Source organism: Demetria terragena DSM 11295 (assembly GCF_000376825.1).
Lineage (GTDB): Bacteria > Actinomycetota > Actinomycetes > Actinomycetales > Dermatophilaceae > Demetria > Demetria terragena.
On sequence record NZ_AQXW01000004.1, the window covers coordinates 160,685 to 182,090 of the forward strand.

Here is a 21,406-nt window from a genome sequence, read left to right on the forward strand (position 1 = left end):
GCCAGCGAACCGAGCACATAGGGTTCAGCCATGGAACCGTTGGACAGGCGCATCGTGCAGCTGCTGGCTGAAGACGGCCGGATGAGCTTTACCGATCTTGGAAAGCAAACCGGCCTGTCGACGTCAGCAGTTCACCAGCGGGTTCGCCGACTGGAGGAGCGGGGCGTCATCCGCGGTTATCGCGCGCAGGTGGACCACTCCGAGACCGAGCTTGCTTTGACCGCGCTCATCTCGGTCACGCCCTTCGACCCGGCAGCACCCGACGATGTCCCAGACCGACTCCGTCACCTGCACCAGATCGTCTCGTGCTACTCGGTCGCGGGCGAGGAGAGTTACGTCCTGCTCGTCCGGGTCGCCTCACCGTTGGCGCTGGAAGACCTGTTGGCGCGCATCCGTGCGGCCAGCAATGTTACGACGCGCACAACCGTGGTGTTGAGCACTCCGTGGGAGGACCGCTCGGCAATCACTGACACCTGAGCGTCCCCTCACGGAGTCGCGTCAGTTCTTGCCCGTTCCTGGCAGGATCCCGGCGTCAATGACCTTCTTGACGTAGGGCCGCACACGTTCGAGCAACTCGGTCGCGCCTTCGGCGTCACGCCACACCGCTGCATCGTCGGTAGCGAGTTCAATGGCGTCGTAGAGTTCGCCTCCGGCGGCCGTGAGCGTTTCCTTGCCGTCGGCACTGGTCAGAATCCCGCGTGTCGCCAGGCGGTCGGCGGTCGATGCCCACTCATCCTCGCTCCATCCGCGGGTACGCATGGAGGCCGCGCGGCCCATCCCACGCTTGCGGACAGTGGGGTCTGGATGGGTGGCCTCGTGGAAGACCAACGCCTCAAGCGGCTCCAGCCCAGCCTGAGTAAGAACGGCGATATGCGCGTCGCCCCGCCACTCCCGCAGAACGCTGGTGGCGTGCCATAGCGCAAGGTGCGGCTGCTCCGGCCACGCGACACTGCTCCACGCAGAGGCGAGCGGGCGACCGACATAACTTTGGGCTTGGGCGATCTGTCGAAGGCCGGCCGCCACCTTCGCGATTTCGGGATCATCGATGGACGCTCCGAGCGCCTCCCGAACCGACTTGTCGACGGCTTGCTCGCGCAACTCCATGACCGCGCTCAGCCCGTGGGCCACCGCGCCGTCCCAGCCTGCACTGATTACGGCGGGGGAGAAGTTGAAGAAACAGGACGTCACGACCGCATCAGGGGTGGCGCCCAACGGCCCACCACGAGCACCCACATAGCCCGCCTTCCAGTTCAGGCCAGCCGACTTGGTGATCTCAGTGAGATGCGGGCTGAAGTAGGCAATGACGTGCAGCGGCTCGAGGGTCTCGTACGCCGCGCGCGCCAGCTTGCGGGCGCCGTCATCGTGCTGAAGTGGCAGGGTCATTCATTACTCCTCAAGAAGTGCGGGCGATCGCTGCGGTTCGCGCGGACGCCAAGATGACGAGGTCATCAGGCGCGAGCTCCAGGTCGAGTCCGCGTCGCCCGCCGCTGATGAGCACGGTGTCACACATCGTCGCTGAATCGTCGATGACGGTCCGTAGGCGCCTTCGCTGTCCGATCGGACTGATCGCGCCGACGATGTAGCCCGTGGCTTTCTCGGCATCATCGGGTGTGGCCATCGCGACCCGTTTGACACCCAAGGTCACCGCCATGGCCTTGACGTCGAGGAACCTCGTCACGGGGACGACGGCCACCGCCAGGTCGGAACCGTCATCGACGAGAAGTGTCTTGAAGATGCGTGCCGGATCGACGTCGAGCTTGCGGGCTGCCTCGGCTCCGTAGTCCGTGACCGCTGGGTCATGGTCATAGCGCCGTTCGGTGTAGTGGATCTCTGCCCGTGCGAGCGCCTGTGTCGCAGGTGAAGTGTTTGCGCGTGATCTGCGTGCCAAGGTCAACCTCCGGTGGCGATCGTGCCACGCTCCGAAACGGTGGTGTGTTTTCCCTCACGAGCGGCCCGAGTTCTTCCCCTCCTGCAACACCTCGCTGACCTGCGAAAACGCACAAACCTGCAGGTCAGCGGCCGGTTGACAGCAAATATGTGCCGAGTAGTGTTCCTCGGGTGCTCGGCTCGCAATCAGTCGATGCCTCAGACGATGGGCCCTCATACCTAGTAGAAAACAGTGGCCCGAGCGGACGGCTCGGTCACTGGCCCCAACGGTGCGAGGGCCCATCGGTCTGCCTACGCTGGCCCGATGGTGATCCGGCTCCTTCTCGCAGTTGCGGCGGGGTTGGCTTTATGGCTGGCGCAACCTGGCTACGACTGGTGGCCGTTAGCGTTCGTGGGAATCGCCTTGTTCGCCCTGGTGACGGCCAGCCTGCCCGAGGGGCACCAGAAGCGCCGAGGCTTTGTCTTGGGCATGGTGATGGGCCTGGCGACGTTCATTCCCACACTCAGTTGGAGCGGAATCTACGTCGGCGCCTTTCCCTGGTTTGCCCTGGCGACGGCCTCGGCCGTCTATATCGGTTTCCTTGGGATGGCACTTGCCGTCCTCCAGCGAGGGGGCGTGCGAGTCTTCGTCGGGGCCGCAGCGTGGGTGGCTATGGAGGCGGTGCGCTCAAGTGTGCCGTTTGGTGGCTTTCCATGGGCGCGGGTCGCTTTCTCGCAGACAGACGGTCCGCTCGTTCATCTCGCATCGCTGGCCGGTGCCCCTGGGGTGACCTATGCCGTCGCCGTCATCGCAGGTGCCGTGGCACTGCTCGGGCAATACCTGCTGGCCCGCCGAGACGCCGCGCCGGCGGTGCGCCTGCGCACGGTCACCATGGCTGTTGCAGCAGCCGCACTGATGCTTCTCATCAGTATTCCGTGGCCGACCCCGACCGATGGTGAGGCATTGACGGTGGCTGGGATTCAGGGCAATGTCCCGCAGGCGGGCCTAGAGTTCAACGCACAGCGACGAGCCGTGCTCAACAATCACCTGGCGCTGACCCGGAGCGTCGCGCGCCGCGTCAAGACGGGTGCACTTCCACAGCCCGAAGTCGTGCTGTGGCCAGAGAACTCCTCCGACATCGACCCTACGAGGGACCCCAGTGCGGGACTGGCGATCGAGTCCGCCGTAGAAGCGGTCGGCGTACCCACGTTGGTGGGGGCGGTGCTCCAAGAGCCGTCCCCGAACGTCAGCAACACCTCGCTGCTCTATCAACCCGGCCAAGGCATCACTGACAGGTACGTCAAGCAGCGGCCGGCGCCGTTTGCCGAGTACATCCCCTATAGGTCATTCTTCCGGTTTTTCAGCGACAAGGTCGACCTCGTCACTGCAGACTTCGCTGCCGGCGACACCGTGGGGCTCATGGAGGTACCGACCAGCAAGGGCACGGTGCGGATCGCCCCCATCATCTGCTTCGAGGTCGCGTACGACGACCTCACCCGCGATCCAGTCAAGGGCGGCGCCCAGTTGCTGGTGGTGCAGACCAATAACGCCACGTTCGGCTACTCCGACGAGTCAGTGCAGCAACTAGCGATCTCACGACTTCGTGCCATCGAACATGGCCGCAGCATCGTGCACGTGTCGACGGTGGGGGAGAGCGCCCTCATCACCCCCGACGGCGCGACCCATCAACAATCTGAACTGTTCACGGCGAAGGCGATGGTCGGCGATGTGCCGCTACGCACTGCGACCACCCTGGCCACGCGGGTCGGTCGCATCCCCGAACTGGGGTGGTGTGCCGTAGCCGCGATAGCCATCGTGCTGGCCTGGAATCGAGAGCGAGGGCGTCGCGCGGGTACAGTGCCGACCCAGGATCGTGATTTGGCACGACCGCAGACCCACGATTCGAAGGACGACAATGACGACGCGTGACGAGGAGCCCACGATCGCCGCCGCGCGCTCCGAGGAGCGCGTTCCAGATCGTCGAACGCTGGTGCTCGTCCCGACCTACAACGAGCGTGACAACCTGCCATTGCTCATCCAGAAGGTCCGGGCCGCTGTTCCGGCTGCGGATGTTCTGGTCCTGGATGACAACTCCCCGGACGGCACGGGGGACGTCGCTGACCAACTGGCCGCAGCGGATCCGCACGTATCGGTGCTGCACCGAACGGAAAAGGCCGGTCTCGGCGCGGCATACCTCGCTGGCTTCGACTGGGGCCTGCAGCGCGGGTACGAACTCCTGGTCGAGATCGACGCCGATGGGTCCCATCCGCCAACCGTGCTGCCGACCATGCTGAGGGCTGCCGAAGACGCGGATGTCGTCATTGGCTCTCGTTATGTTCCGGGCGGCTCGGTGGTCAACTGGCCGATGCACCGACAGTTGCTTAGCCGCGGCGGAAATCTGTACATCAAGGTTCTCTTGAGCATGCCGGTCAATGATGCGACCGCTGGCTATCGGGTGTACCGCGCGACTGCCCTGCATCACATCGGACTGGACTCGGTCAGTTCGACGGGCTACTGCTTCCAGACCGACCTCACCTGGCGGGCGACCCGCGGCGGGTTGCGGGTCCGGGAGGTCCCGATCACCTTCGTGGAGCGGGAAATCGGTGAGTCCAAAATGAATCCTGAGGTTGCTCGGGAGTCACTCGTCCGGATCACTGGATGGGGCATCGGCTATCGCGCTGAGCAGGTACGGAACATCGCCGATGGGGCTGTGCGTTCTATCAGACGACGGCGAAACACCAAGTCTTCGCTACCGTGAATCCACCAGGAGTGAACGCATCATGACCCAGCCTGCTGCTCAGCCTGCCCGCGCCGGGCGCAGATGGCGTTTGATCCCGCCCTTGTTCCTCCTCGCCGAGGTCGTCGTGGTGATCGGGTTATTCCAGTTCATCGGATGGTGGACCGTCGTCGTCCTGCTAGGGCTTTCGGCCCTCGGCGTCGTGGTCATCAGCACCAACACGCGCCGCTCGTGGCGGGATATTCAGACCATGCGGCGAACCGGCGAAGCGCCCGAACGCACCGCGGGGGATACGGCATTCGTCGTGCTTGCTGGGGTCCTCTTGATCTTTCCCGGCATTCTCAGCAGCGTCCTAGGACTGCTGCTGCTCGTGCCGCTCACCCGGACGTGGCTGCGTCGGCTGGTGGGTGTCGCGGCATCTCGAACGTTGTTGCGCACTATGGGCGTCCGCGTCCACCACGGGGCTGGTGGATCACCATTCGGTGACGTCGTTCAAGGGGAAACTTCACCTCGCGCCCAGGCGCAGCCGCAGGCCTACGAGCAGGTCCCGCCGGCCGCCCTCGAGGGCAAGATCGTGGACAAGCCGACTGACTGATGCCCGTGCGCCGGTGATGCGCACAGCAAAAGGCCCCGACACCATTTTTATGGTGGCGGGGCCTCTCGGCGTGATCAACGAACTGTCAAGCGCTGCGCTTGCGACGAGGCTTCTCGCCGCGCTGCTCACGCAGCCAGGTCAATCGTTCCTCGAGTAGCTCTTCCAGCTCAGGAACCGAGCGCCGCTCAAGCAACATGTCCCAGTGCGTGCGCTGCGGCTTTACCGGCTTGCGCTCCGGCTCAGGGCCATCTACCAACTGGGCCTCGCGGCCGCAACGGCATTCCCACAACGAGGGGACGTCGGCCTCGACGGAGAACGGAAGTTCAGTCGTGTGACCCTCGGAGCACGCATAGCGGGTGAGCCGCCGGTCGGAAAGCGTCACCCCGTCGTCGGTCTCCAGGGACAGCGTGCTGAGGTTCGTCCCCCGCAATGAACGCTCTGCCATGTCATCTCCTAGTCGTCGCCGGGCCGTGACTGGTCATGCCACAGCTGTCTGTGTGGTCTAACGACAATCAAGCCCGTCATGTTCCGGCACCCGCGAGATATGACGTCCACATACCCCTCCACGTTGCATGATTTACGTCACACAACCGCAGGTACGTCGTTCCCCGCCTGCCGGATTCCTTCGCGGATGTTACAGCGAAACAGCAGGTAACCGCCAACACCAAAGAAGAGGATCAAGGCAACAATAGAGAGTCGATAGGATCCAGCGAATTGGTACACGAGCCCAAAGATCAGCGCTCCTGACCAACTGGTACCACGTTCCATCGCTTGGTACAGGCTGAAGAACTCTCCTTCGCGCCCCCGCGGAATCAACTGACTGAACAGGGATCGTGCCAAGGCCTGCGTACCGCCGAGCACGATGCCGATGCCCACGGCGAGGACGAGCCAGAGTCCAAATTGTTGCGCGGGCATGAAGAACGCGACCACGACGACCGCCATCCATAGTCCGAGTCCCGACAGGATCATCTTCTTGGCGCCATGAACGGCAGCCATCCGGCCAAAGAGCAAGGCGCCGCCGACCGCAACAAATTGCACGAGAAGCACCGTCACGATGAGTTGACTCTCACCAAAACCGAGTTCCTGGTCGCCGTAGAGGCTGGCGCTGGCGATGACGGTCTGGATGCCGTCATTGAAAAAGAGGTAAGCGACCAGGAACAGCAGTGTTTGGGGGTAGAGGCGCAGTTCACGGAAGGTCGCCTGCAACTGGCGCAGGCTCCCACCGACCACGCCAGCCTTGGCGTCTACTGGCGTGACCTGCGTGCCTTTGACCTTCCGGAGGCCGAGGTAGGGGATCAGGGTGAAGATGGCCCACCACAGGCCCGCTGACAGCAAACTCACCCGAACGGACATGCCCTTGGACATGCCGAAGGTCTCATACATCGAGACCACCACGAGGTTGATGGCTAGCAGGATTCCGCCGCCGAGGTAGCCCATGGCCCATCCACGGCTGGAGACGCCATCGCGTTCATCGGGGGTGGAGATTCGTACCAGCAGCGCGTCATAGACCACCAACGACGAGCCCAGGGACACGGTGGCCAGGATGATGAGTGCGACCCCGAGCTGCCAGTTGGTTCCTTGCACAAAGAACATTCCGCAGGCAGCCGCGGATCCGAGCCAGGCAAAGCCGCCGAGAAGCCGGGTGGGCTGGCTGGTTCGGTCGACGATCGCGCCCGTGAAGATCAGCACGATGGCTGACACGATCGTCGCGACCGTCGTCGTATAGGGGGCCAGTGATCCCGGCGCAATTGGAATCCCCAGGACCGACAAGGTGGCATCACACTGGGCATTCTCGGCAAGTCCAGGACAGGCGGCTTCCTTGGCGATCGCCGTCAGGTAGGGCGCCATCAGGACCGTCGCAACCGTCGTCACATAAGCAGAATTGGCCCAGTCATACCAAAACCAACTCCGTTGGAATTGACGACGAGATGCCAGGGGGATTTCGGGGGCAGCGGCCTCGGTCACGAGCACACCATGGCACAGCGCGCGCACTATGGCATGGCCTTCGCGTCGTTTGTGACGTGTCGACGTGCTAGGCCCCGGCTTGCATCTGTCTTCTGAAACAGCAAGGGTGGAACAGAAGCGAATCGATGGACACATCTAAAGGAGTAGACATGGGATTCTTGGACAAGTTGCGCAACAAGGGCCAAGAGGCCAAGGGCAAGGCCGAGGAAGCCGTCGGTAACGCGCGTGGCGACAAGTCACAGGTTGCAGAGGGCAAGAGCGAGCAGGCCGAAGCCAACGTCCGCCAGGCGGGCGAAAGCGGCAAGGACGCCGTCAACAAGGCCAAGGACGCCTTCGACAAGTAGTCCGCAAGCACAACACGACGAAGCCGGTTGGGAATTTCCCAACCGGCTTCGTCGTGTGATCTGACCACTGTCCTCAGACGGTGGATCTCACACGGTGAGCCCCAGCTCGAGGAGGCGTTTGCTGATGCGGTCATCGGTGGAAATCACCGGTGAGCCGTTGCGAACCCAGGGATCTCCGCCGAAGTACTTCTGGAAGATCTTTTCGCTGGTCCGGGTGGCCAACGCCTGGAGCGTCAGGGTGGGGTTCGGTCCACCTACCGCATTCGGCAGGGCCGAGCTGTCGCCGATAAACAATCCCTTGACCGCCCTGGTTTCACCAGACTCGTCGATCACCGAGTTGGTGTCAGAGGAGCCCATCCGCATCGTGGAGTGCACGTGCAGCGGAAGCGCCGGGAAGTCCATCCGGTAGACCTTCTTGGCCCCCGCTCCCTTGAGTAGACGGGCCGCTTCCTTGGCCAGGAACTCACGGTTGCGGACGCTGCGTGGCGTCCGCTCACGGTTGCTCAATCGGACCTTGGGAACGGCACCATTGTCATCCGCAGGAAGCGCCGACAGGCTGACGCGGTTGTTGGCCGCGACATCGTCGTCAACGATGCTCACCACGTTGAGGATGTGGTCAACGCCCTGGCCGAGGACTTCCTTCAACTCCGGGCCGATCAGCCGGCCGGTCGAGCCGTCCCACGGTCCGGTCATACCTCGACCGTTCTTGTACTGCCCGCGAATACCGCTGTCGGAGAACGTCATCGTGAAGGCCTCGATGCCGGGCATCAGGCCGACGTTCATGTTCATTCCGTAGCCGGGGTAGTCGCACCGGGCTGCGGACGCCGGTCCCTTGGAACTGCCCACGTTCTCGTCAAAGACTCCGAAGGTCCAGTCCAGGAAGTGGTCGGTGAAGCCGCGACCAACCCAGTCATTGGGGTTGGGGAGACCACTGTTGAACCACAACCTCGGGTTCTCCACACAACCGCCGGCCAGCACCACGACCTTGGCATCCTCGCTGTGCTCTGCGCCAGATTCGTTTTCCAACCAGGTCACGCCGGTGATCGTCAAGTCACCGTCACGCTTCTCAGTACGCAGCTTGGTGACCGAGGCGTCCGTGATCAACTCGATGGCCTTGCCGCCCGACGTCCAGGACTCAGCAGTCAGCGCCATCGGCACATAACTGTTGTCCGTCGAGCGTTTTGCGACCTGGTTGCGTGGTGCCTTGTCCGGACTTGCGCAGCCCTGGAAGCAGTGACCACAGAATGTGCAGCCCTTCGCCTGCGGATATTTCAGAAGGTTCTTGTCGGATGTCTTGCCAGCATTGCCCGACGGCTGCAGGATGGCATTTTCCTGGGGGCGATAGGACGCCTCGAGAGTCGTCTTGGTGGTCTGCACAGGAATGCCGAGCGTCTCGCAACCCCGCAGGTAGACCGACTCTTTGGTTCCGACCGCCGCAGTCTGAACGGGAAGAGTTGTCTCCACCCATTCGAAGTACGGGACCATTTCCTCGTACGAGAAAGGGAACCGGTGGTCAACGTCGTACATGTCGGCGTCGTCACCCTTGTACCCCTCGAACACGCCAGGATAGGCGCGCGGGCTGTTCCCAAAATAATGCTGGGTGGTGCCGCCCACTCCGGAAACCTGCCAAAGAAACGAGTTCTGTGCCAGTTCGCGGTAGGCCGCTGGCTTATTGCGGTTCTCTGGACCAACCCGCAAATATCCATCAATCGGGTTATTGGCATCGTTCTCGAGGCGACTCCACTGCTCACGCGGCTTCGCGTGCCTGGGTCCGCCTTCAATAACCAAAATATCAAGGCCCTGGGCGGCTAGTTCTTTGGCGACTACCCCTCCACCGCCACCTGCTCCGATGATAATGACATCACGCATCAGCGGTCACTCACTTTCTTGCGATCCTGGTAGTAGCCCTTCAACTCATTCCAACCGTCGACGCTTCCTGCGTCGTACTTGGCGAGATCCCAACCAACGGGCCGAGACGTTACGCCGAGTTTGTCGGCGTCGAACGTCGTCCACTCGCTAAAGGTGCCGAACGCCGAGAACTCCAGGAGTGCGCCAGAGACGAACTGCAGGAGCCCAGAGACCGAACCACGAACGGGCTCAGGCAATTTGCTGTCGATCATCTTGACGAGGTTGGAGTCCGGGCCTTCGAGCAGTTCAAAGACCTGGGCCTTCTTCTCGAACGACAGGCGGGAGAAGGGCGACTGGAAGACTCCGACCGCGGACGAGGGGTCGACCCGAACTGCCTGGGTGTTGAGCAGCAGGGCGATCAACGTAGAGAGCGGGATCGTTTCGTCATTGCGCAACAACCACTTCAGCACTTTGTCTAGGGAAGACAAATCGATGAGCGGAAGATTCGGCAGACCGGGAATCTTAATTCCGATGTCGCCGAGGCCGGTGGCCAATGCCTGAGCCAGCGGGGTGGCTAGTTGATCAGGCAGTGGCACGTAGTTGTCCAGGGACTCGATCAGGAAGTCCGGCGTCCGAGTGTCGAGCCCTCCTGGGCCCGTGCTCTCGGTTCCCTGGGCCCTGGAATAGGCGTCCTCACCGGGAACGACGAATACCGCGAGACCTTTGTAGACATCGCGGCCGATCTCTGCGAGCAACTTCTTCACCAGGTCGAGAACGAGACCCGCAGATTGTGCTTGTTGTGCATTGGCAAGCGCCTGTGCAGTCGGGGCGCTGGTACTGGTCGCGGTGAGTGCTCCGAGCACTCCCACGCTGGCCAGAAATGTGCGACGAGCTAGGGGTGTGTCCATAAGTACCTCCGAACGAGAGTGCCCCGAGCCTGCCACTGTTCGCAGGAATGTGGCATCGGCCACATGCACAGACATCCTTGGTCACGCCACTGCCTGGCATCAGGGTGGAGCCGATTAGCGCACCATCAGCGCGAGGCGCAGCAACAACTGGTCGCGAGCGTTGTCCAACCGACACCCCGTGAGTTCTTCGATCCGGTTGAGGCGGTAGACAATCGTGTTGCGATGGCAATGCATCTCAGCGGCCGTGTCGGACGTTGATCTATTGTTCTTGAACCAGCGATCGATCGTCTCGAGAAGGGGATCTCGCTTGTCGGCCGGTAGGCCCAAAAGCGGCCCGAAAGCACGCTCCCGAATGCGCACAGCAACTGGACGATTGCCGGTAATGAGCACTTCTGGAAGCCGATCGGCGAAGGTGGCAACCGTCGGGGTCTCCTCCGGAAGGCTGGCCAACACCATCTGTGCCATCCGGAACTCGGTGGCGATGTCGGCCAGCCCGACGAACGGGTCGGACACGCCGACCCACCCCTTGACTGATGCTCGGAGTCGCTTGAGGAGCAGCGACATCGGCGCGTCATTGAGCGTGACGAGTCCCACTTCGTGATCAGCGCGGAGACGCCACTCTGAAGCGAGCCCGCTGAGAGCCAGGCCGTCGGCGGGGGAGTCTGGCGGATGAGAGTGCGCCTCGAGGTGGCGGACCACGACGATGACGAGTCTGGCCTGATCGCTCAGGCCAAGGACCTGTACGGCCTCGGCGGCGAACTCCGGGTCGGCCGCCCTGCCCTCGAGCAACCCGTCGAGGATGGCCTGACGCCGTTCGGTGTGACGTCTCTTCAGCTCCAACTCACGCGTTCGATAGGCGTCGGCCGCGGCGACCGACATCAGGTCGATGAGGTGCATGACCTGCGCGGCGCTATCGAGGAGATCATCGATGCTGTCAGGGACGCGCTGGCGAGATTCGGCCAAGATCGCAGACCAGATCACCTCGGCGCCGATGCGATAGGCCTGGAGCAGGTCCTCGAGCGGAAAGCCCGCCTCGGCTCGCCCGCGAGCGGTCGCATAGGCCGCATCGAACGGGTCGGAGTCGGTAGGGATCTGGCCCGACAAGGTCTGCAGCGAACGCACCATGTTGTCGCGGCACGAACGCATCAGTTCGTCAGGCGGCACAAGATCGGTGCCGAGGTAAGCCGCCGACTTCTCGAGAAGGGCGTCACGCAGGACAACGCCGAGCTCCTCGGCGCGGGGGAGAAGGCGCTCGGTCAGCTCGCGAGTGACGGGGGTGGGATCGGGCCAGGAGCGAGGGCTGAGAGCGCCAGGTGGCAGACCAGGCATGCGACCAGGTTACGACGAGGTAATGGGTAGGTGTGAATATCGCACCGTCGCCTTACGGTCCTCTGAACTTGGGTTGTGCGCCCGCCTAGTGCTGTATGACGAAACTCACAGACTATGGCGTCGGTCCTTGGCATCGGTCCAAGGTTCCGCCACGGTAAGGGGACGATCGTCATCCCCGGTCGATCGTGGAACGCGGGGCGCATCTGCCAGTCCCGCCGAGAGGAGTACCCGAGCATGGGTGACAGCAACCAAGTTGAGGCCACGGGAGCGCAAGTCAAGCGGCGCACTTTCGTGGGGTACGTCATGGGCGGTGCCGGACTCGCCGTGGCGGCCGACATGACCGTCGGTGCTACTGAGGCCGAAGCGATCATCCCGATCCCCTCAGTGCCCCAAATCCCCGAACTTTACGATCTGAACGACTTCCTGACGCACTGCGCGCTTCCGACGTCGCAGTTGATCGCGATCAAGATCGATGAGAAGGGTGACGCGCATTTCGCGCTGCCGCGCTCGGAAGTCGGCCAGGGCCTGACGACCTCAATGGCGATGGTGATTGCTGACGAACTCGATCTGCCACTTGACCGCGTTCACGTGACGCTGGCACCAGCACGCCCAGAACTGCTGTTCAACCAGTTGACTGGCGGCTCGAACTCGATGATCTCGATGTACACCCCGCTCCGGGTGGCGTCGGCGATCGCCCGGAAGCGACTGCTCAAGGCGGCAGCGGTGCTGCTCGGCGGCAACATCAACCAGTTGGTCGTCAAGTTGGGCGTTATCGAACTTCCCGGTGTCGGGTCGGTGACCTTCGGTGAGGCTGCGGCCAAGGCAGGCACCGACAAGATCGAGAAGGAGGACGTCGAGCTCAAGCCGTCCGCCAAGCTCAAGGTCGTCGGCACTCCGCAGAAGCGCAAGGACGCTCGCGCGGCGGTCACGGGCGAAAAGAAGTTCGCCATGGACCTGAAGGTTCCGAACGCGCTGCCCACCATGCTCGTGCGCGCTCCTGATCTGAACGGTAAGCCCAAGTCGATCGGCAACAAGGCCGAGCTTCTCAAGATGCCGGGCGTGACTCACGTTGAGATCATCCCTACCGGGGTGGCCATCCGCGCCAAGACCTTCGGCCAGTGCATTGAGGCCATCCGGAAGGCATCGGTCACCTGGACCGCAGGAACCGTTCCTGGCAAGGACGCCGACGACATCCGCAACGAGATCCGCAAGGCTGAGTTGCCGCTTGTCGCGCCCAAGCTTGGTGCGATCAGTGTCGAGGGCGAGTTCACCTTCCACTTCCGCAGTGGTTCACCGCTCGAACCCAACTGCGCCATTGCCGACGTCAAAGGTGGCAAAGCAACCATTTGGGGCTCGCTAAAGTCGCCTCAAGACACCCAGGGCCGGGTCGCCGAGGCTATCGGTACCTCGAAGCTCAATGTCACGGTGAACGTGGTCGAGGGCGGCGGCTCGTTCGGTCGCAAGCTCTTCAGTGACGCTGCGGTCGAAGCCGCACAAGCATCGAAGGCTTTCGGTGCGCCCGTGAAGTTGATGTGGCACCGAGCTGACGAGCCACGCCAGGGTCGGGTGCACCCCATGACTACGTCGCGGGTGCGCGCCTCGGTCCTGCTCGGAACCGTGGTGACCTTCGAACAACGACACACCAGTGTGAGTACCGACTTCACGCACGGTCTAGGTGACCGGCTGACCGCGCAGGTCGCGGCCCTGCCGACTGGCCTTGCCAACCTGGCGTTCTCGCAGACGATCTTCCTACTCACCCAGGAGATCCCGTACAACTTTGGTGTCGTCACCCAGTTGCTGAACGAAACGAACTTCGACTTCAAACGGTTCAACACCAGTTCGGTACGAAACATCTACTCGCCCGATGTTCGCTGTGCCAACGAGCTGATCGTGGATCAGATCGCCAAGCGACTAAGACAGGACCCACTGCAGTTCCGCCTCCGCCACGCGAAGAGCAAGGTCGTGCGCGGTGTCCTCGAAAAAGTTGCCGAGATGGGCGATTGGGGACGGTCGATGCCGGCCGGAACGGCGCAGGGTATTGCGGTCCACAAGGAGTACAAAGGTGCGACCGCCGTCCTTGTCGAGATCGACTGCCGGCCGGAGACGGTCAACCGGAAGGTGCGCGATGCCGTGACCGGTCCGCGTGTGACCAAGGCGTACGTCGCAGCGGATGTCGGTCTGTGCATCAACCCATTGGGCGTCAAGGCCCAGATGATGGGCGGATTCATGGACGGTATGGGTCAGGCGCTGACCTACAGCAACCACCTCAAGGACGGACACTTCCTGGAGGCGAGCTGGGATAACTCGGCCTACGCCCGCCAGTGGAACACCCCGTTCGAGTTCAACTGCGAGATCGTCGACTCGGGGAGCAAGAACCCCGGAGGTGTCGGGGAGGCTGGAGTCGCCGCATCGATGGCTGCCACAGCCTGTGCCTACGGCCGTGCGGTCGGCAAGATGCCGACCGAGTTCCCGATCAATTTCCGAGATGAACTGCACTTCGAGCCGAAGTCGTTCACGCCATCCGTACCCGCGGCGCCCACCGACGGCCTGCAGTTCACCTACTGAGGAAGCGACCATGCCAACGCATACATTCAAGCTCAACGGCGAAAAGGTCACCGTCGACGTCGAAGACGACGTGCGCCTCCTGTGGGTGCTGCGTGACGTTCTCGGGGTCACCGGCCCTAAGTACGGCTGCGGGATCAACGTCTGCAAGGCCTGCACCTCCCACTTCAACGGGAAGGCCTTCAACCCGTGCTCGGTGCCGATCGACAAGATCTCTGAGGACGACGAGATCACCACGATTGAGGGCCTTGCTGACACCACGCCCGGTGAGGGACTGCACCCCATGCAGGACGCCTGGATTGAGGAAGATGTCGCCCAGTGCGGCTACTGCCAGCCGGGCCAGATCATGGCGGCCGTGGCGCTGGTGAACAAGGTTAAGAAGGAAGGCCGAGCCATCTCCGAAGCCGACCTCGACACCATTCGCAACGTCTGTCGATGCGGCACCTACCCGAGGATTCGTGACGCCATCCGTCGGGGCGAAAAGCAGATGTCGTAGCCCGACATCCCAGATGCAGGAATGCCCGGAGGGGTGCCAGAGCGGCTCCTCCGGGCATTCGTGTACGTCAGGGCGCAAAGAAGCGTCGTACGATCGAGTGAATGACCACACCCTCGGACCCGCGGCTTCGCACGCTCACGTCGCTGCGGCAGGTCCGCGACCTGATGGATCGCCGTTATGCCGAGCCTCTCGATGTGGAGGCCCTCGGGCGGGCAGTTCATCTGTCGGCCGGGCACCTCAGCCGGGAATTCAAGGCAGCCTATGGAGAGTCGCCATACTCCTACCTGATGACACGGCGAGTCGAGCGCGCAATGGCCCTCCTGCAGCGTGGGGACCAGACCGTGACCGAGGTGTGTTTCGCGGTGGGGTTCTCCTCGCTGGGAACATTCAGTACCCGGTTCTCTGAACTTGTCGGGATGCCCCCGAGTGAATATCGGCGAACCTCGGCAGGGCCCGACGCGGGCATCCCGCCGTGCGTCGCCAAACGCGTCAGCAGACCGATCAGGAATCAAGAAGCACCACATTCAGCGGGCGGCCTAACGTAACCCTCATGAACCTCACCATTCACCAGTGCTTCTTGCCTCACACCGACTTTGACGCCTCCATCGCGTTCTATCGCGACGCACTTGGCTTCGAACTTCGCAACGATGTCGAGTACGGCGGCGTGCATTGGGCCACGCTGGGCCCGCCGAACCAGCCCGACGTGTCCGTCGTCTTGACCCCGCCAGCAGGTGGCGACCCCGGTGTCACACCAGAGGAGCTCTCCGTCGTACGAGAGATGATGGCCAAGGGGACATACGCCGGAATCAACCTTGCGACACCGAACGTGGACGCGGCCTTTGCCAGCCTGGAGTCGGCTCTCCCAGATGGTGCGGATGTCGTACAGGAACCGACCGACCAACCATGGGGCATTCGCGACTGCGCCCTTCGTGACCCAGACGGCAACATGATTCGAATCTTCGAAGTACGTTGATCTCCAGCACTTTTCGCTGAGCCAATCAGATTGCGAGTTCATGAGCGCTAAGACCCCCGCCAAGGCCGTGAGCATTGACGAGCATGCCGCAGACCACCACGACGTCATCCGCGTCCTGGGTGGTCGCGAGAACAACCTGCAGAACATCAGTGTTGAGATCCCCAAGCGACGTCTCTCGGTCTTCACCGGAGTCTCTGGATCCGGCAAGAGTTCGCTGGTCTTTGGCACCGTGGCCGCGGAGTCCCGCCGGCTGATCGATGAAACCTATTCGACGTTTGTGCAGGGCTTCATGCCGAACTTGCCTCGTCCCGAGGTCGACTCGATGGAAGGTCTGACGACCGCGATCATCGTCGATCAAGAGCGGCTGGGCGCCAACGTGCGCTCGACGCTGGGCACCGTGACTGACGGGTACGCCATGTTGCGTAGCTTGTTCAGCCGCTTGGGTGATCCATACATCGGTGGACCCACCGCCTTCTCCTTCAATATCCCGACGTCCAAGGCCAGCGGGGTCATGACCAATGCCAAGGGTGAGAAAAAGATCGTGAAGAACGCGATCTACCTTGGCGGCATGTGTCCAGACTGTGAGGGTCGAGGGACCGTCTCAGACCTGGATATGACTGCCATCATTGACGATTCGAAGTCACTGGTCGACGGAGCCATTCTGGTCCCTGGTTATACGGCCGACGGCTGGATGGTGGCGCCGTACAAGCAGGTCGTGCCCCCGGACGTGCCGTTGAGAGACCTCAGCGAGGAGCAGCGTCAGGATTTGCTGTACGCCGAGCCTCGGAAAATCAAAGTGGAGAAGATCAACGTCACCTTCGAGGGGCTGATCCCCAAGATCCGCAAATCGATGTTCAGCAAGGACCGGGAGTCGCTCCAGGCGCACATCAAGACCTTTGTCGAACGGGCCGCAGTGTTCCAACAGTGTCCGGGCTGCGAGGGGACTCGTCTCAACGCTTCGGCTCGTTCGGCGAAGATCAAGGGCCGCGACATCGGCGAAGTGACCGCGCTGCAGATTAGTGACCTTGCCGAGTGGCTGCGAACTATCGATGACGGATCCGTCGCGCCACTGATCGGCTCGTTGCTTCATCTTTGCGACACGATGACGGAGATCGGGCTGGGGTATCTGTCCCTCGATCGCCCCTCGGGCACGCTCAGCGGCGGAGAGGCCCAACGAACCAAGCTCGTGCGTCACCTCGGTTCAGCCCTGACGGATGTGACCTACGTCTTCGACGAACCCACGATTGGACTTCACCCGCACGACATCGAGCGGATGAACACCCTGCTGCTGGAACTGCGCGATAAGGGCAACACCGTGTTGGTGGTTGAGCACAAACCCGAGACGATCGCGATCGCTGACCACGTCGTCGATATGGGGCCCGGGGCAGGGAGCAACGGTGGGAAGGTCGTCTTCGAAGGCACTGTAGAGGAACTACGCGGAGCCAATACCACTACAGGGCAACATCTTTCGTATCGCGCATCGTTGAAGGATGAGGTTCGTAGCTCCACGGATGTGATGGAGGTTCGCGGGGCTTCGACACACAATCTCCAAAACGTCGATGTCGACATTCCGCTCGGTGTGCTCACGGTTGTTACCGGCGTTGCCGGGTCTGGGAAGAGTTCGTTAATCCACGGCGCGCTGGAGGGTCGCGAGGGCGTGGTGTCCGTAGACCAGGCTCCCATCAAGGGCTCCCGTCGCAGCAACCCTGCGACCTATACGGGTCTGCTCGACCCGATCCGTAAGGCCTTCGCTAAGGCCAACGACGTCAAGCCAGCAATGTTCAGCGCCAACTCCGAGGGTGCCTGCCCGACCTGCAACGGAACTGGCGTGATCGTGACCGAGCTGGGCTTTATGGAGTCGGTGTCCGCGCCCTGCGAAGACTGCGGTGGAAAGCGCTTCCAGGCATCGGTTCTTGATTTGCGACTCGGCGACCTCAACATTGCGGAGGTACTCGACTTGCCGGTGGCCGAAGCCTTGGAGTTTTTCTCCAATGGCCCGGCGAAGACGCCGGCCGCGGCATCGATCCTGACCCGGCTGGACGAGGTTGGGCTTGGCTACCTGCGCCTTGGTCAGCCCCTCAACACCTTGTCTGGCGGTGAGCGTCAGCGAGTCAAACTCGCGATGCACATGAAGGACAAGGGTGGAGCCTACATCCTGGACGAGCCCACGACCGGTCTGCACCTGGCCGATGTCGAGAACCTCTTGCAACTGCTCGATCGCCTTGTGGACCAAGGAAAGTCGGTGATCGTCATCGAGCACCACCAGGCGGTGATGGCACACGCTGACTGGATCATCGACCTCGGCCCAGGTGCGGGTCATGACGGGGGCCAGGTGGTGTTCGAAGGTCCACCCGCGGATCTCGTTGCCAAGAAGTCAACACTGACGGGCAAGCACCTGGCCGCGTATGTGACGACCTAAACGTGAAGCGGGTCAGTCCTCGTGAATCGGCTGTTTGGGCAGCTTCTTCACCCGGTGACGCCGCTTGGGCCGAGCAGGAATCATGCCGCGCATTTCCTCTAGTCGGCCAAAGCACAGCAGGCGGTCTTCTGCCTCGAGGATGACGTTGCGGGACGGGTTTGGCGTCACCGCCGTGCCACGGTGCAGGGTGAGAACGGTGATGTCGCGGTCGCTGAGTCCGGAGTCGCCCAAGGTTTTGCCGACCATGTCGGCTTCCCCGTGGACCGCGATCTCAGCCACGCCGTACCCGCTTGAAACGCTGAGGCGCTCATGGACATCGACCTGGGGAAATCCGACCTGGTGGGAGATGTAGTCGATGATGGCGCCCGCGACATCGAGGTCGGTGGCTGCCTCGATACCTTCAAGACCGGGGGAGGAGTTCACCTCCATGATCAGCGGTCCATCGTTGCCCTCCAGCATGTCAACACCGGCAACGCGCAGGCCCATGATCCGCGCCGCACGTACGGCAATGCGCTCGGCATCGGAATCGAGAGTGACCGGCTCGACCGAGCCGCCGCGGTGGACGTTTGACCGGAACTCGTCACCCTTGGCAACCCGCCTCATGGCTGCGACGACGCGGTCGCCCACGACGAGAGCACGGATGTCGCGGCCCTTGCTCTCTTTCACGAAGCGTTGAATGAGGACCTGCTGACGGGTGCTGTGCAAGGTCTCGACGATGGCTTCGGCGACCTTTCGCTCGGGCGCGAGAATGACGCCGATGCCCTGGGTGCCCTCCAGGAGTTTCAGGACAACGGGCGCACCGCCGACGCGCTCGATGGCCGGCAGCACATCGGCGCGGTCCCGGACGAAGGTGGTGTCGGGCATCAGGATGTTGTGGCGGGACAGAATCTGAGTGGCGCGTAGCTTGTCGCGGGAATTCGTAATCCCCCAGGAGGTATTTGGGGTGTAGACGTCCATCTGTTCGAACTGCCGGACGACCGCGGTGCCGAAGTACGTGATGGAGTTGCCGATGCGGGGCAAGATCGCGTCATAGTCCGAAAGTTGTTTCCCGCGGAACTGAAGGTCAGGCTGGTCCCCAGAGAGGTCGATCGCGAAGCGCAGGGTGTTGAGCACTTTGACCTCGTGACCACGATCCAGTGCGGCAGACCGCAGTCGACGAGTGCTGTAGGCGCGTGGGGCACGGGAGAGGAGGGCGAGCTTCATCAAATTCTTTCAGCACGAGGAAGGTGTGGGACCGGATCAGATGCCTGATTGGATACCAGGTGTGACTGACCATCAAACCATCGTCGCCGGCTGGCGCGAATGGGTATCACTCCCTGGGCTTGGAGTGCCATGGCTCAAGGCCAAGTTGGACACCGGCGCCCGATCCTCTGCGATTCATGCTTTCCATCTCAGTGAGTTCGAGCGCGAGGACGCCACCTGGGTACGGTTCGCGGTGCACCCATGGCAAAAGTCGGCGGATGATGAGACATGGATGGAGTTGCCCTTGCTCGATCGTCGGCTCGTGCGCAGTTCGTCAGGGCACGTACAACGCCGACATGTCGTGGTGATGCCGGTGAGCATTATGAAGGTGACGGTGGACGCCGAAGTGACTCTCAGCCGGCGCGACGAAATGGGTTTCCGAATGCTGCTGGGCCGGGAAGTGTTGCGTCAGGGTTACCTCGTGGACCCCTCCCGCTCCTACCTTGGCGGTCGCCCCAAACGCAGTGTCCGCCGCAAGAATCGGGGGCGCTGACGATGGCGCGGACATCATTCCCGATGGGCCCGGTACGCGTTCGGGCTGGGATCTCGAAAGAGGTCGAGATCCCTATCACGCGACTGGTCACCGGCGCCGATGTGAGCCTGCCCGTGCAGGTTGTGCACGGCCGCGAGGATGGACCCGTTGTGTGGGTCAATGCCGCGATCCACGGGGACGAGGTTGCCGGTGTCGAAGTTATCCGACGCGTCCTGTCAGTTCTGTCGGCCAAGACCCTCCGCGGCACGGTGCTCGCAGTTCCCGTCGTCAATGTTCTGGGGTTCATGGCGGGGGACCGGTATCTCCCTGACCGGCGAGATCTCAATCGGTCTTTCCCGGGGTCTCGCAGAGGGTCGCTAGCGGGCCGTATCGCCCACCTGTTTATGCACGAGGTCGTGGATAAGTGTTCGGTCGGCATCGACCTGCACACCGGCGCTGATCGACGGACGAACCTGCCGCAGATTCGTGCGGACCTAGATGACTCGCAGACCCTGCGACTGGCCGAGGCATTTGGTGCCCCGGTCATGCTGCACGCCAAGTTGCGTGATGGCTCGTTGCGCCAGGCTGCCCGCGATCGCGGAGCGACGGTTTTGCTCTACGAAGGTGGGGAGGCCTGGCGCTTCGACGACTTCGCGATTGACGCTGGCGTCGCAGGTGTCCTTCGGGTCCTCGCATCACTCGACATGATTGGTCCCGTTCCCGTCGCGGATCGCAAGAGTGTGGCGTGCTCGGAGAGCAGTTGGGTGCGCGCTCGCGGCACCGGAGTCCTGCAGTGGGAAGTAGAACTTGGTGAACGCGTCGAGACCGGACAGCGTCTCGGTGGACTGTCGGACACCTTCGGGCGGCGGGTGCGGTTGGTGCATGCAGATCGGACCGGCATCGTCGTCGGCCTCAATCGAGCACCACTGGTCAATTCCGGTGATGCCCTAGTGCATCTCGCGCGATAAGCCTCATGCGGTAGAGATGGTGCCGGATCCGATCTTGCGCTGTGCGTCCTTAAGGACGTCCTCGGAGAATGTCGGCGTCTTCGCGCTGGTGTCGGTGATCGCGAGCACGACCCAGTTCTCACCATGCAGATAAGGCAGGCGCGGGGCCCGCGTGGTGGATTTGAGGCTACGGACAAGCGGCTCAGGGCCCCGCTTGGCATCGTGGAGCGCGAGGAGGTAGCCCGTCTTGCCGCTCCTGCACTGGATCCCACCGGGTGATCCGACCTTCCCAGCCGTGGAGGTCGGTTTCGCGCTCTGGAACGGTGTGCTTGGACAACCGAGTTTGGTCGCCATCGTGGTCAGTTGCGCTTGGGTGACCGTACCGCCGGGGGCTGCCTCATCCTTCGCGCTGGGGCTCGCGGTCGCCGGATCGGAGGTGGGCGCCGAGGTTTCCGTTGCGGCAGAAGGCGATTCGGCAGTCTCGGACGACGGCGCGTCCGAGACGGCTGAGTCCGGCGCGGCGGATGCTGCCGGGCTGGTGGCGGACGCTCCGGCCGACGTCACGCTCGGTTCGCCGCCATTACTTGAACAGCCAGCGAACGCCAGGGTGGCGGCCGTCGCAGCGACGAGAGCAGAGCTGGTGCGCATGGTCAGTCCTATCCGATGAAAGTGTCCGGGACCTGGGCTGCGTACGCCCACGAG

At 62.7% G+C, this 21,406-nt stretch carries 21 protein-coding genes; 12 read left to right on the forward strand and 9 right to left on the reverse strand.

What is annotated here, in order from left to right; genetic code table 11:
• The first annotated feature begins 30 nt into the window (after nt 1-30).
• Entirely contained in the window at nt 31-477 is a 447-nt protein-coding gene (locus tag F562_RS0104810) for an Lrp/AsnC family transcriptional regulator (protein ID WP_018155799.1), read from the forward strand.
• Nucleotides 478-498: 21 nt separating this feature from the next.
• Here the strand turns inward: F562_RS0104810 and F562_RS0104815 are convergent, their stop codons facing one another.
• Both F562_RS0104815 and ybaK read right to left on the reverse strand, forming a co-directional pair.
• Nucleotides 499-1,383 (reverse strand): SCO6745 family protein, encoded by an 885-nt coding sequence (locus F562_RS0104815; RefSeq protein WP_018155800.1) that lies wholly within the window; start codon nt 1,381-1,383, stop codon nt 499-501.
• A 10-nt stretch (nt 1,384-1,393) separates the two neighbouring features.
• Nucleotides 1,394-1,888, reverse strand: a complete 495-nt coding sequence (gene ybaK, locus F562_RS0104820; protein ID WP_018155801.1) for a Cys-tRNA(Pro) deacylase — start codon at nt 1,886-1,888, stop codon at nt 1,394-1,396.
• 303 nt (nt 1,889-2,191) lie between these two features.
• Here ybaK and lnt point away from each other — a divergent pair, with 303 nt between their 5' ends.
• Genes lnt through F562_RS0104835 form a run of 3 tightly spaced genes read left to right on the forward strand, consistent with a single transcriptional unit; the run spans nt 2,192 to nt 5,199 of the window.
• Entirely contained in the window at nt 2,192-3,796 is a 1,605-nt protein-coding gene (gene lnt, locus F562_RS18100) for an apolipoprotein N-acyltransferase (RefSeq protein ID WP_018155802.1), read from the forward strand.
• Nucleotides 3,783-4,625, forward strand: a complete 843-nt coding sequence (locus F562_RS0104830; RefSeq protein ID WP_018155803.1) for a polyprenol monophosphomannose synthase — start codon at nt 3,783-3,785, stop codon at nt 4,623-4,625. Before lnt ends, F562_RS0104830 begins: the two co-directional genes overlap by 14 nt.
• 22 nt (nt 4,626-4,647) lie before the next feature.
• On the forward strand, nt 4,648-5,199 hold the full coding sequence (locus F562_RS0104835; RefSeq protein ID WP_018155804.1) for an FxsA family protein: 552 nt from the start codon (nt 4,648-4,650) through the stop codon (nt 5,197-5,199).
• A gap of 85 nt (nt 5,200-5,284) precedes the next feature.
• Here the strand turns inward: F562_RS0104835 and F562_RS0104840 are convergent, their stop codons facing one another.
• Nucleotides 5,285-5,644 carry an RNA polymerase-binding protein RbpA gene (locus F562_RS0104840; protein WP_018155805.1) on the reverse strand — a complete coding sequence of 120 codons (360 nt, stop codon included), beginning with the start codon at nt 5,642-5,644 and terminating at the stop codon, nt 5,285-5,287.
• Between the two features lie 137 nt (nt 5,645-5,781).
• Nucleotides 5,782-7,164: an MFS transporter gene (locus F562_RS0104845; protein WP_026181006.1), complete on the reverse strand. Its 1,383-nt coding sequence runs from the start codon at nt 7,162-7,164 to the stop codon at nt 5,782-5,784.
• Nucleotides 7,165-7,313: 149 nt separating this feature from the next.
• Here F562_RS0104845 and F562_RS0104850 point away from each other — a divergent pair, with 149 nt between their 5' ends.
• On the forward strand, nt 7,314-7,508 hold the full coding sequence (locus F562_RS0104850; RefSeq protein WP_018155807.1) for a CsbD family protein: 195 nt from the start codon (nt 7,314-7,316) through the stop codon (nt 7,506-7,508).
• 87 nt (nt 7,509-7,595) lie between these two features.
• Here the strand turns inward: F562_RS0104850 and F562_RS0104855 are convergent, their stop codons facing one another.
• The 3 genes from F562_RS0104855 to F562_RS0104865 all read right to left on the reverse strand — a co-directional run bounded on the left by F562_RS0104855 (nt 7,596) and on the right by F562_RS0104865 (nt 11,593).
• Nucleotides 7,596-9,377 (reverse strand): GMC family oxidoreductase N-terminal domain-containing protein, encoded by a 1,782-nt coding sequence (locus F562_RS0104855; RefSeq protein WP_018155808.1) that lies wholly within the window; start codon nt 9,375-9,377, stop codon nt 7,596-7,598.
• On the reverse strand, nt 9,377-10,264 hold the full coding sequence (locus F562_RS0104860; RefSeq protein WP_026181007.1) for a hypothetical protein: 888 nt from the start codon (nt 10,262-10,264) through the stop codon (nt 9,377-9,379). Before F562_RS0104860 ends, F562_RS0104855 begins: the two co-directional genes overlap by 1 nt.
• Nucleotides 10,265-10,378: 114 nt before the next feature.
• On the reverse strand, nt 10,379-11,593 hold the full coding sequence (locus tag F562_RS0104865; RefSeq protein ID WP_018155810.1) for a PucR family transcriptional regulator: 1,215 nt from the start codon (nt 11,591-11,593) through the stop codon (nt 10,379-10,381).
• 234 nt (nt 11,594-11,827) lie between these two features.
• On the opposite strand from F562_RS0104865, the gene F562_RS0104870 reads away from it, so the two are divergent.
• From F562_RS0104870 to F562_RS0104890, 5 genes are all read left to right on the forward strand, one after another.
• On the forward strand, nt 11,828-14,158 hold the full coding sequence (locus F562_RS0104870) for a molybdopterin cofactor-binding domain-containing protein (protein ID WP_018155811.1): 2,331 nt from the start codon (nt 11,828-11,830) through the stop codon (nt 14,156-14,158).
• Nucleotides 14,159-14,168: 10 nt separating this feature from the next.
• Nucleotides 14,169-14,651, forward strand: a complete 483-nt coding sequence (locus F562_RS0104875; protein ID WP_018155812.1) for a (2Fe-2S)-binding protein — start codon at nt 14,169-14,171, stop codon at nt 14,649-14,651.
• 101 nt (nt 14,652-14,752) lie between these two features.
• On the forward strand, nt 14,753-15,196 hold the full coding sequence (locus F562_RS0104880) for a helix-turn-helix transcriptional regulator (protein WP_018155813.1): 444 nt from the start codon (nt 14,753-14,755) through the stop codon (nt 15,194-15,196).
• Nucleotides 15,197-15,201: 5 nt separating this feature from the next.
• Nucleotides 15,202-15,624, forward strand: a complete 423-nt coding sequence (locus tag F562_RS0104885; RefSeq protein WP_018155814.1) for a VOC family protein — start codon at nt 15,202-15,204, stop codon at nt 15,622-15,624.
• Between the two features lie 40 nt (nt 15,625-15,664).
• The gene (locus F562_RS0104890) at nt 15,665-18,043 is read left to right on the forward strand and encodes an ATP-binding cassette domain-containing protein (RefSeq protein WP_051080149.1); all 2,379 of its coding nucleotides are present in this window, start codon (nt 15,665-15,667) and stop codon (nt 18,041-18,043) included.
• Nucleotides 18,044-18,055: 12 nt separating this feature from the next.
• On the opposite strand, the gene F562_RS0104895 is transcribed toward F562_RS0104890, so the two are convergent.
• Nucleotides 18,056-19,246 carry a RimK family alpha-L-glutamate ligase gene (locus F562_RS0104895; protein ID WP_018155816.1) on the reverse strand — a complete coding sequence of 397 codons (1,191 nt, stop codon included), beginning with the start codon at nt 19,244-19,246 and terminating at the stop codon, nt 18,056-18,058.
• Nucleotides 19,247-19,307: 61 nt separating this feature from the next.
• Here F562_RS0104895 and F562_RS0104900 point away from each other — a divergent pair, with 61 nt between their 5' ends.
• A complete protein-coding gene (locus tag F562_RS0104900; RefSeq protein ID WP_018155817.1) occupies nt 19,308-19,778 on the forward strand; it encodes an ATP-dependent zinc protease family protein in 471 nt (156 codons plus the stop codon).
• 2 nt (nt 19,779-19,780) lie between these two features.
• Nucleotides 19,781-20,725 carry a succinylglutamate desuccinylase/aspartoacylase family protein gene (locus F562_RS0104905; RefSeq protein WP_026181009.1) on the forward strand — a complete coding sequence of 315 codons (945 nt, stop codon included), beginning with the start codon at nt 19,781-19,783 and terminating at the stop codon, nt 20,723-20,725.
• Nucleotides 20,726-20,728: 3 nt separating this feature from the next.
• On the opposite strand, the gene F562_RS20060 is transcribed toward F562_RS0104905, so the two are convergent.
• Nucleotides 20,729-21,352, reverse strand: a complete 624-nt coding sequence (locus tag F562_RS20060; RefSeq protein WP_018155819.1) for a hypothetical protein — start codon at nt 21,350-21,352, stop codon at nt 20,729-20,731.
• Nucleotides 21,353-21,406: the final 54 nt, after the last annotated feature.

What these genes read in the sequence shown, in the direction of transcription:
- F562_RS0104905 (WP_026181009.1), top strand. Translation starts at nt 19,781, where the DNA reads ATGGCGCGGACATCATTCCCGATGGGCCCGGTACGCGTTCGGGCTGGG.
- lnt (WP_018155802.1), top strand. Translation starts at nt 2,192, where the DNA reads ATGGTGATCCGGCTCCTTCTCGCAGTTGCGGCGGGGTTGGCTTTATGG.
- F562_RS20060 (WP_018155819.1), bottom strand. Translation starts at nt 21,352, where the DNA reads ATGCGCACCAGCTCTGCTCTCGTCGCTGCGACGGCCGCCACCCTGGCG.
- F562_RS0104865 (WP_018155810.1), bottom strand. Translation starts at nt 11,593, where the DNA reads ATGCCTGGTCTGCCACCTGGCGCTCTCAGCCCTCGCTCCTGGCCCGAT.
- F562_RS0104855 (WP_018155808.1), bottom strand. Translation starts at nt 9,377, where the DNA reads ATGCGTGATGTCATTATCATCGGAGCAGGTGGCGGTGGAGGGGTAGTC.
- F562_RS0104875 (WP_018155812.1), top strand. Translation starts at nt 14,169, where the DNA reads ATGCCAACGCATACATTCAAGCTCAACGGCGAAAAGGTCACCGTCGAC.
- F562_RS0104860 (WP_026181007.1), bottom strand. Translation starts at nt 10,264, where the DNA reads ATGGACACACCCCTAGCTCGTCGCACATTTCTGGCCAGCGTGGGAGTG.
- F562_RS0104895 (WP_018155816.1), bottom strand. Translation starts at nt 19,246, where the DNA reads ATGAAGCTCGCCCTCCTCTCCCGTGCCCCACGCGCCTACAGCACTCGT.
- F562_RS0104835 (WP_018155804.1), top strand. Translation starts at nt 4,648, where the DNA reads ATGACCCAGCCTGCTGCTCAGCCTGCCCGCGCCGGGCGCAGATGGCGT.
- F562_RS0104885 (WP_018155814.1), top strand. Translation starts at nt 15,202, where the DNA reads ATGAACCTCACCATTCACCAGTGCTTCTTGCCTCACACCGACTTTGAC.
- F562_RS0104880 (WP_018155813.1), top strand. Translation starts at nt 14,753, where the DNA reads ATGACCACACCCTCGGACCCGCGGCTTCGCACGCTCACGTCGCTGCGG.
- F562_RS0104870 (WP_018155811.1), top strand. Translation starts at nt 11,828, where the DNA reads ATGGGTGACAGCAACCAAGTTGAGGCCACGGGAGCGCAAGTCAAGCGG.
- F562_RS0104890 (WP_051080149.1), top strand. Translation starts at nt 15,665, where the DNA reads ATGAGCGCTAAGACCCCCGCCAAGGCCGTGAGCATTGACGAGCATGCC.
- F562_RS0104850 (WP_018155807.1), top strand. Translation starts at nt 7,314, where the DNA reads ATGGGATTCTTGGACAAGTTGCGCAACAAGGGCCAAGAGGCCAAGGGC.
- F562_RS0104830 (WP_018155803.1), top strand. Translation starts at nt 3,783, where the DNA reads ATGACGACGCGTGACGAGGAGCCCACGATCGCCGCCGCGCGCTCCGAG.
- F562_RS0104840 (WP_018155805.1), bottom strand. Translation starts at nt 5,644, where the DNA reads ATGGCAGAGCGTTCATTGCGGGGGACGAACCTCAGCACGCTGTCCCTG.
- F562_RS0104815 (WP_018155800.1), bottom strand. Translation starts at nt 1,383, where the DNA reads ATGACCCTGCCACTTCAGCACGATGACGGCGCCCGCAAGCTGGCGCGC.
- F562_RS0104810 (WP_018155799.1), top strand. Translation starts at nt 31, where the DNA reads ATGGAACCGTTGGACAGGCGCATCGTGCAGCTGCTGGCTGAAGACGGC.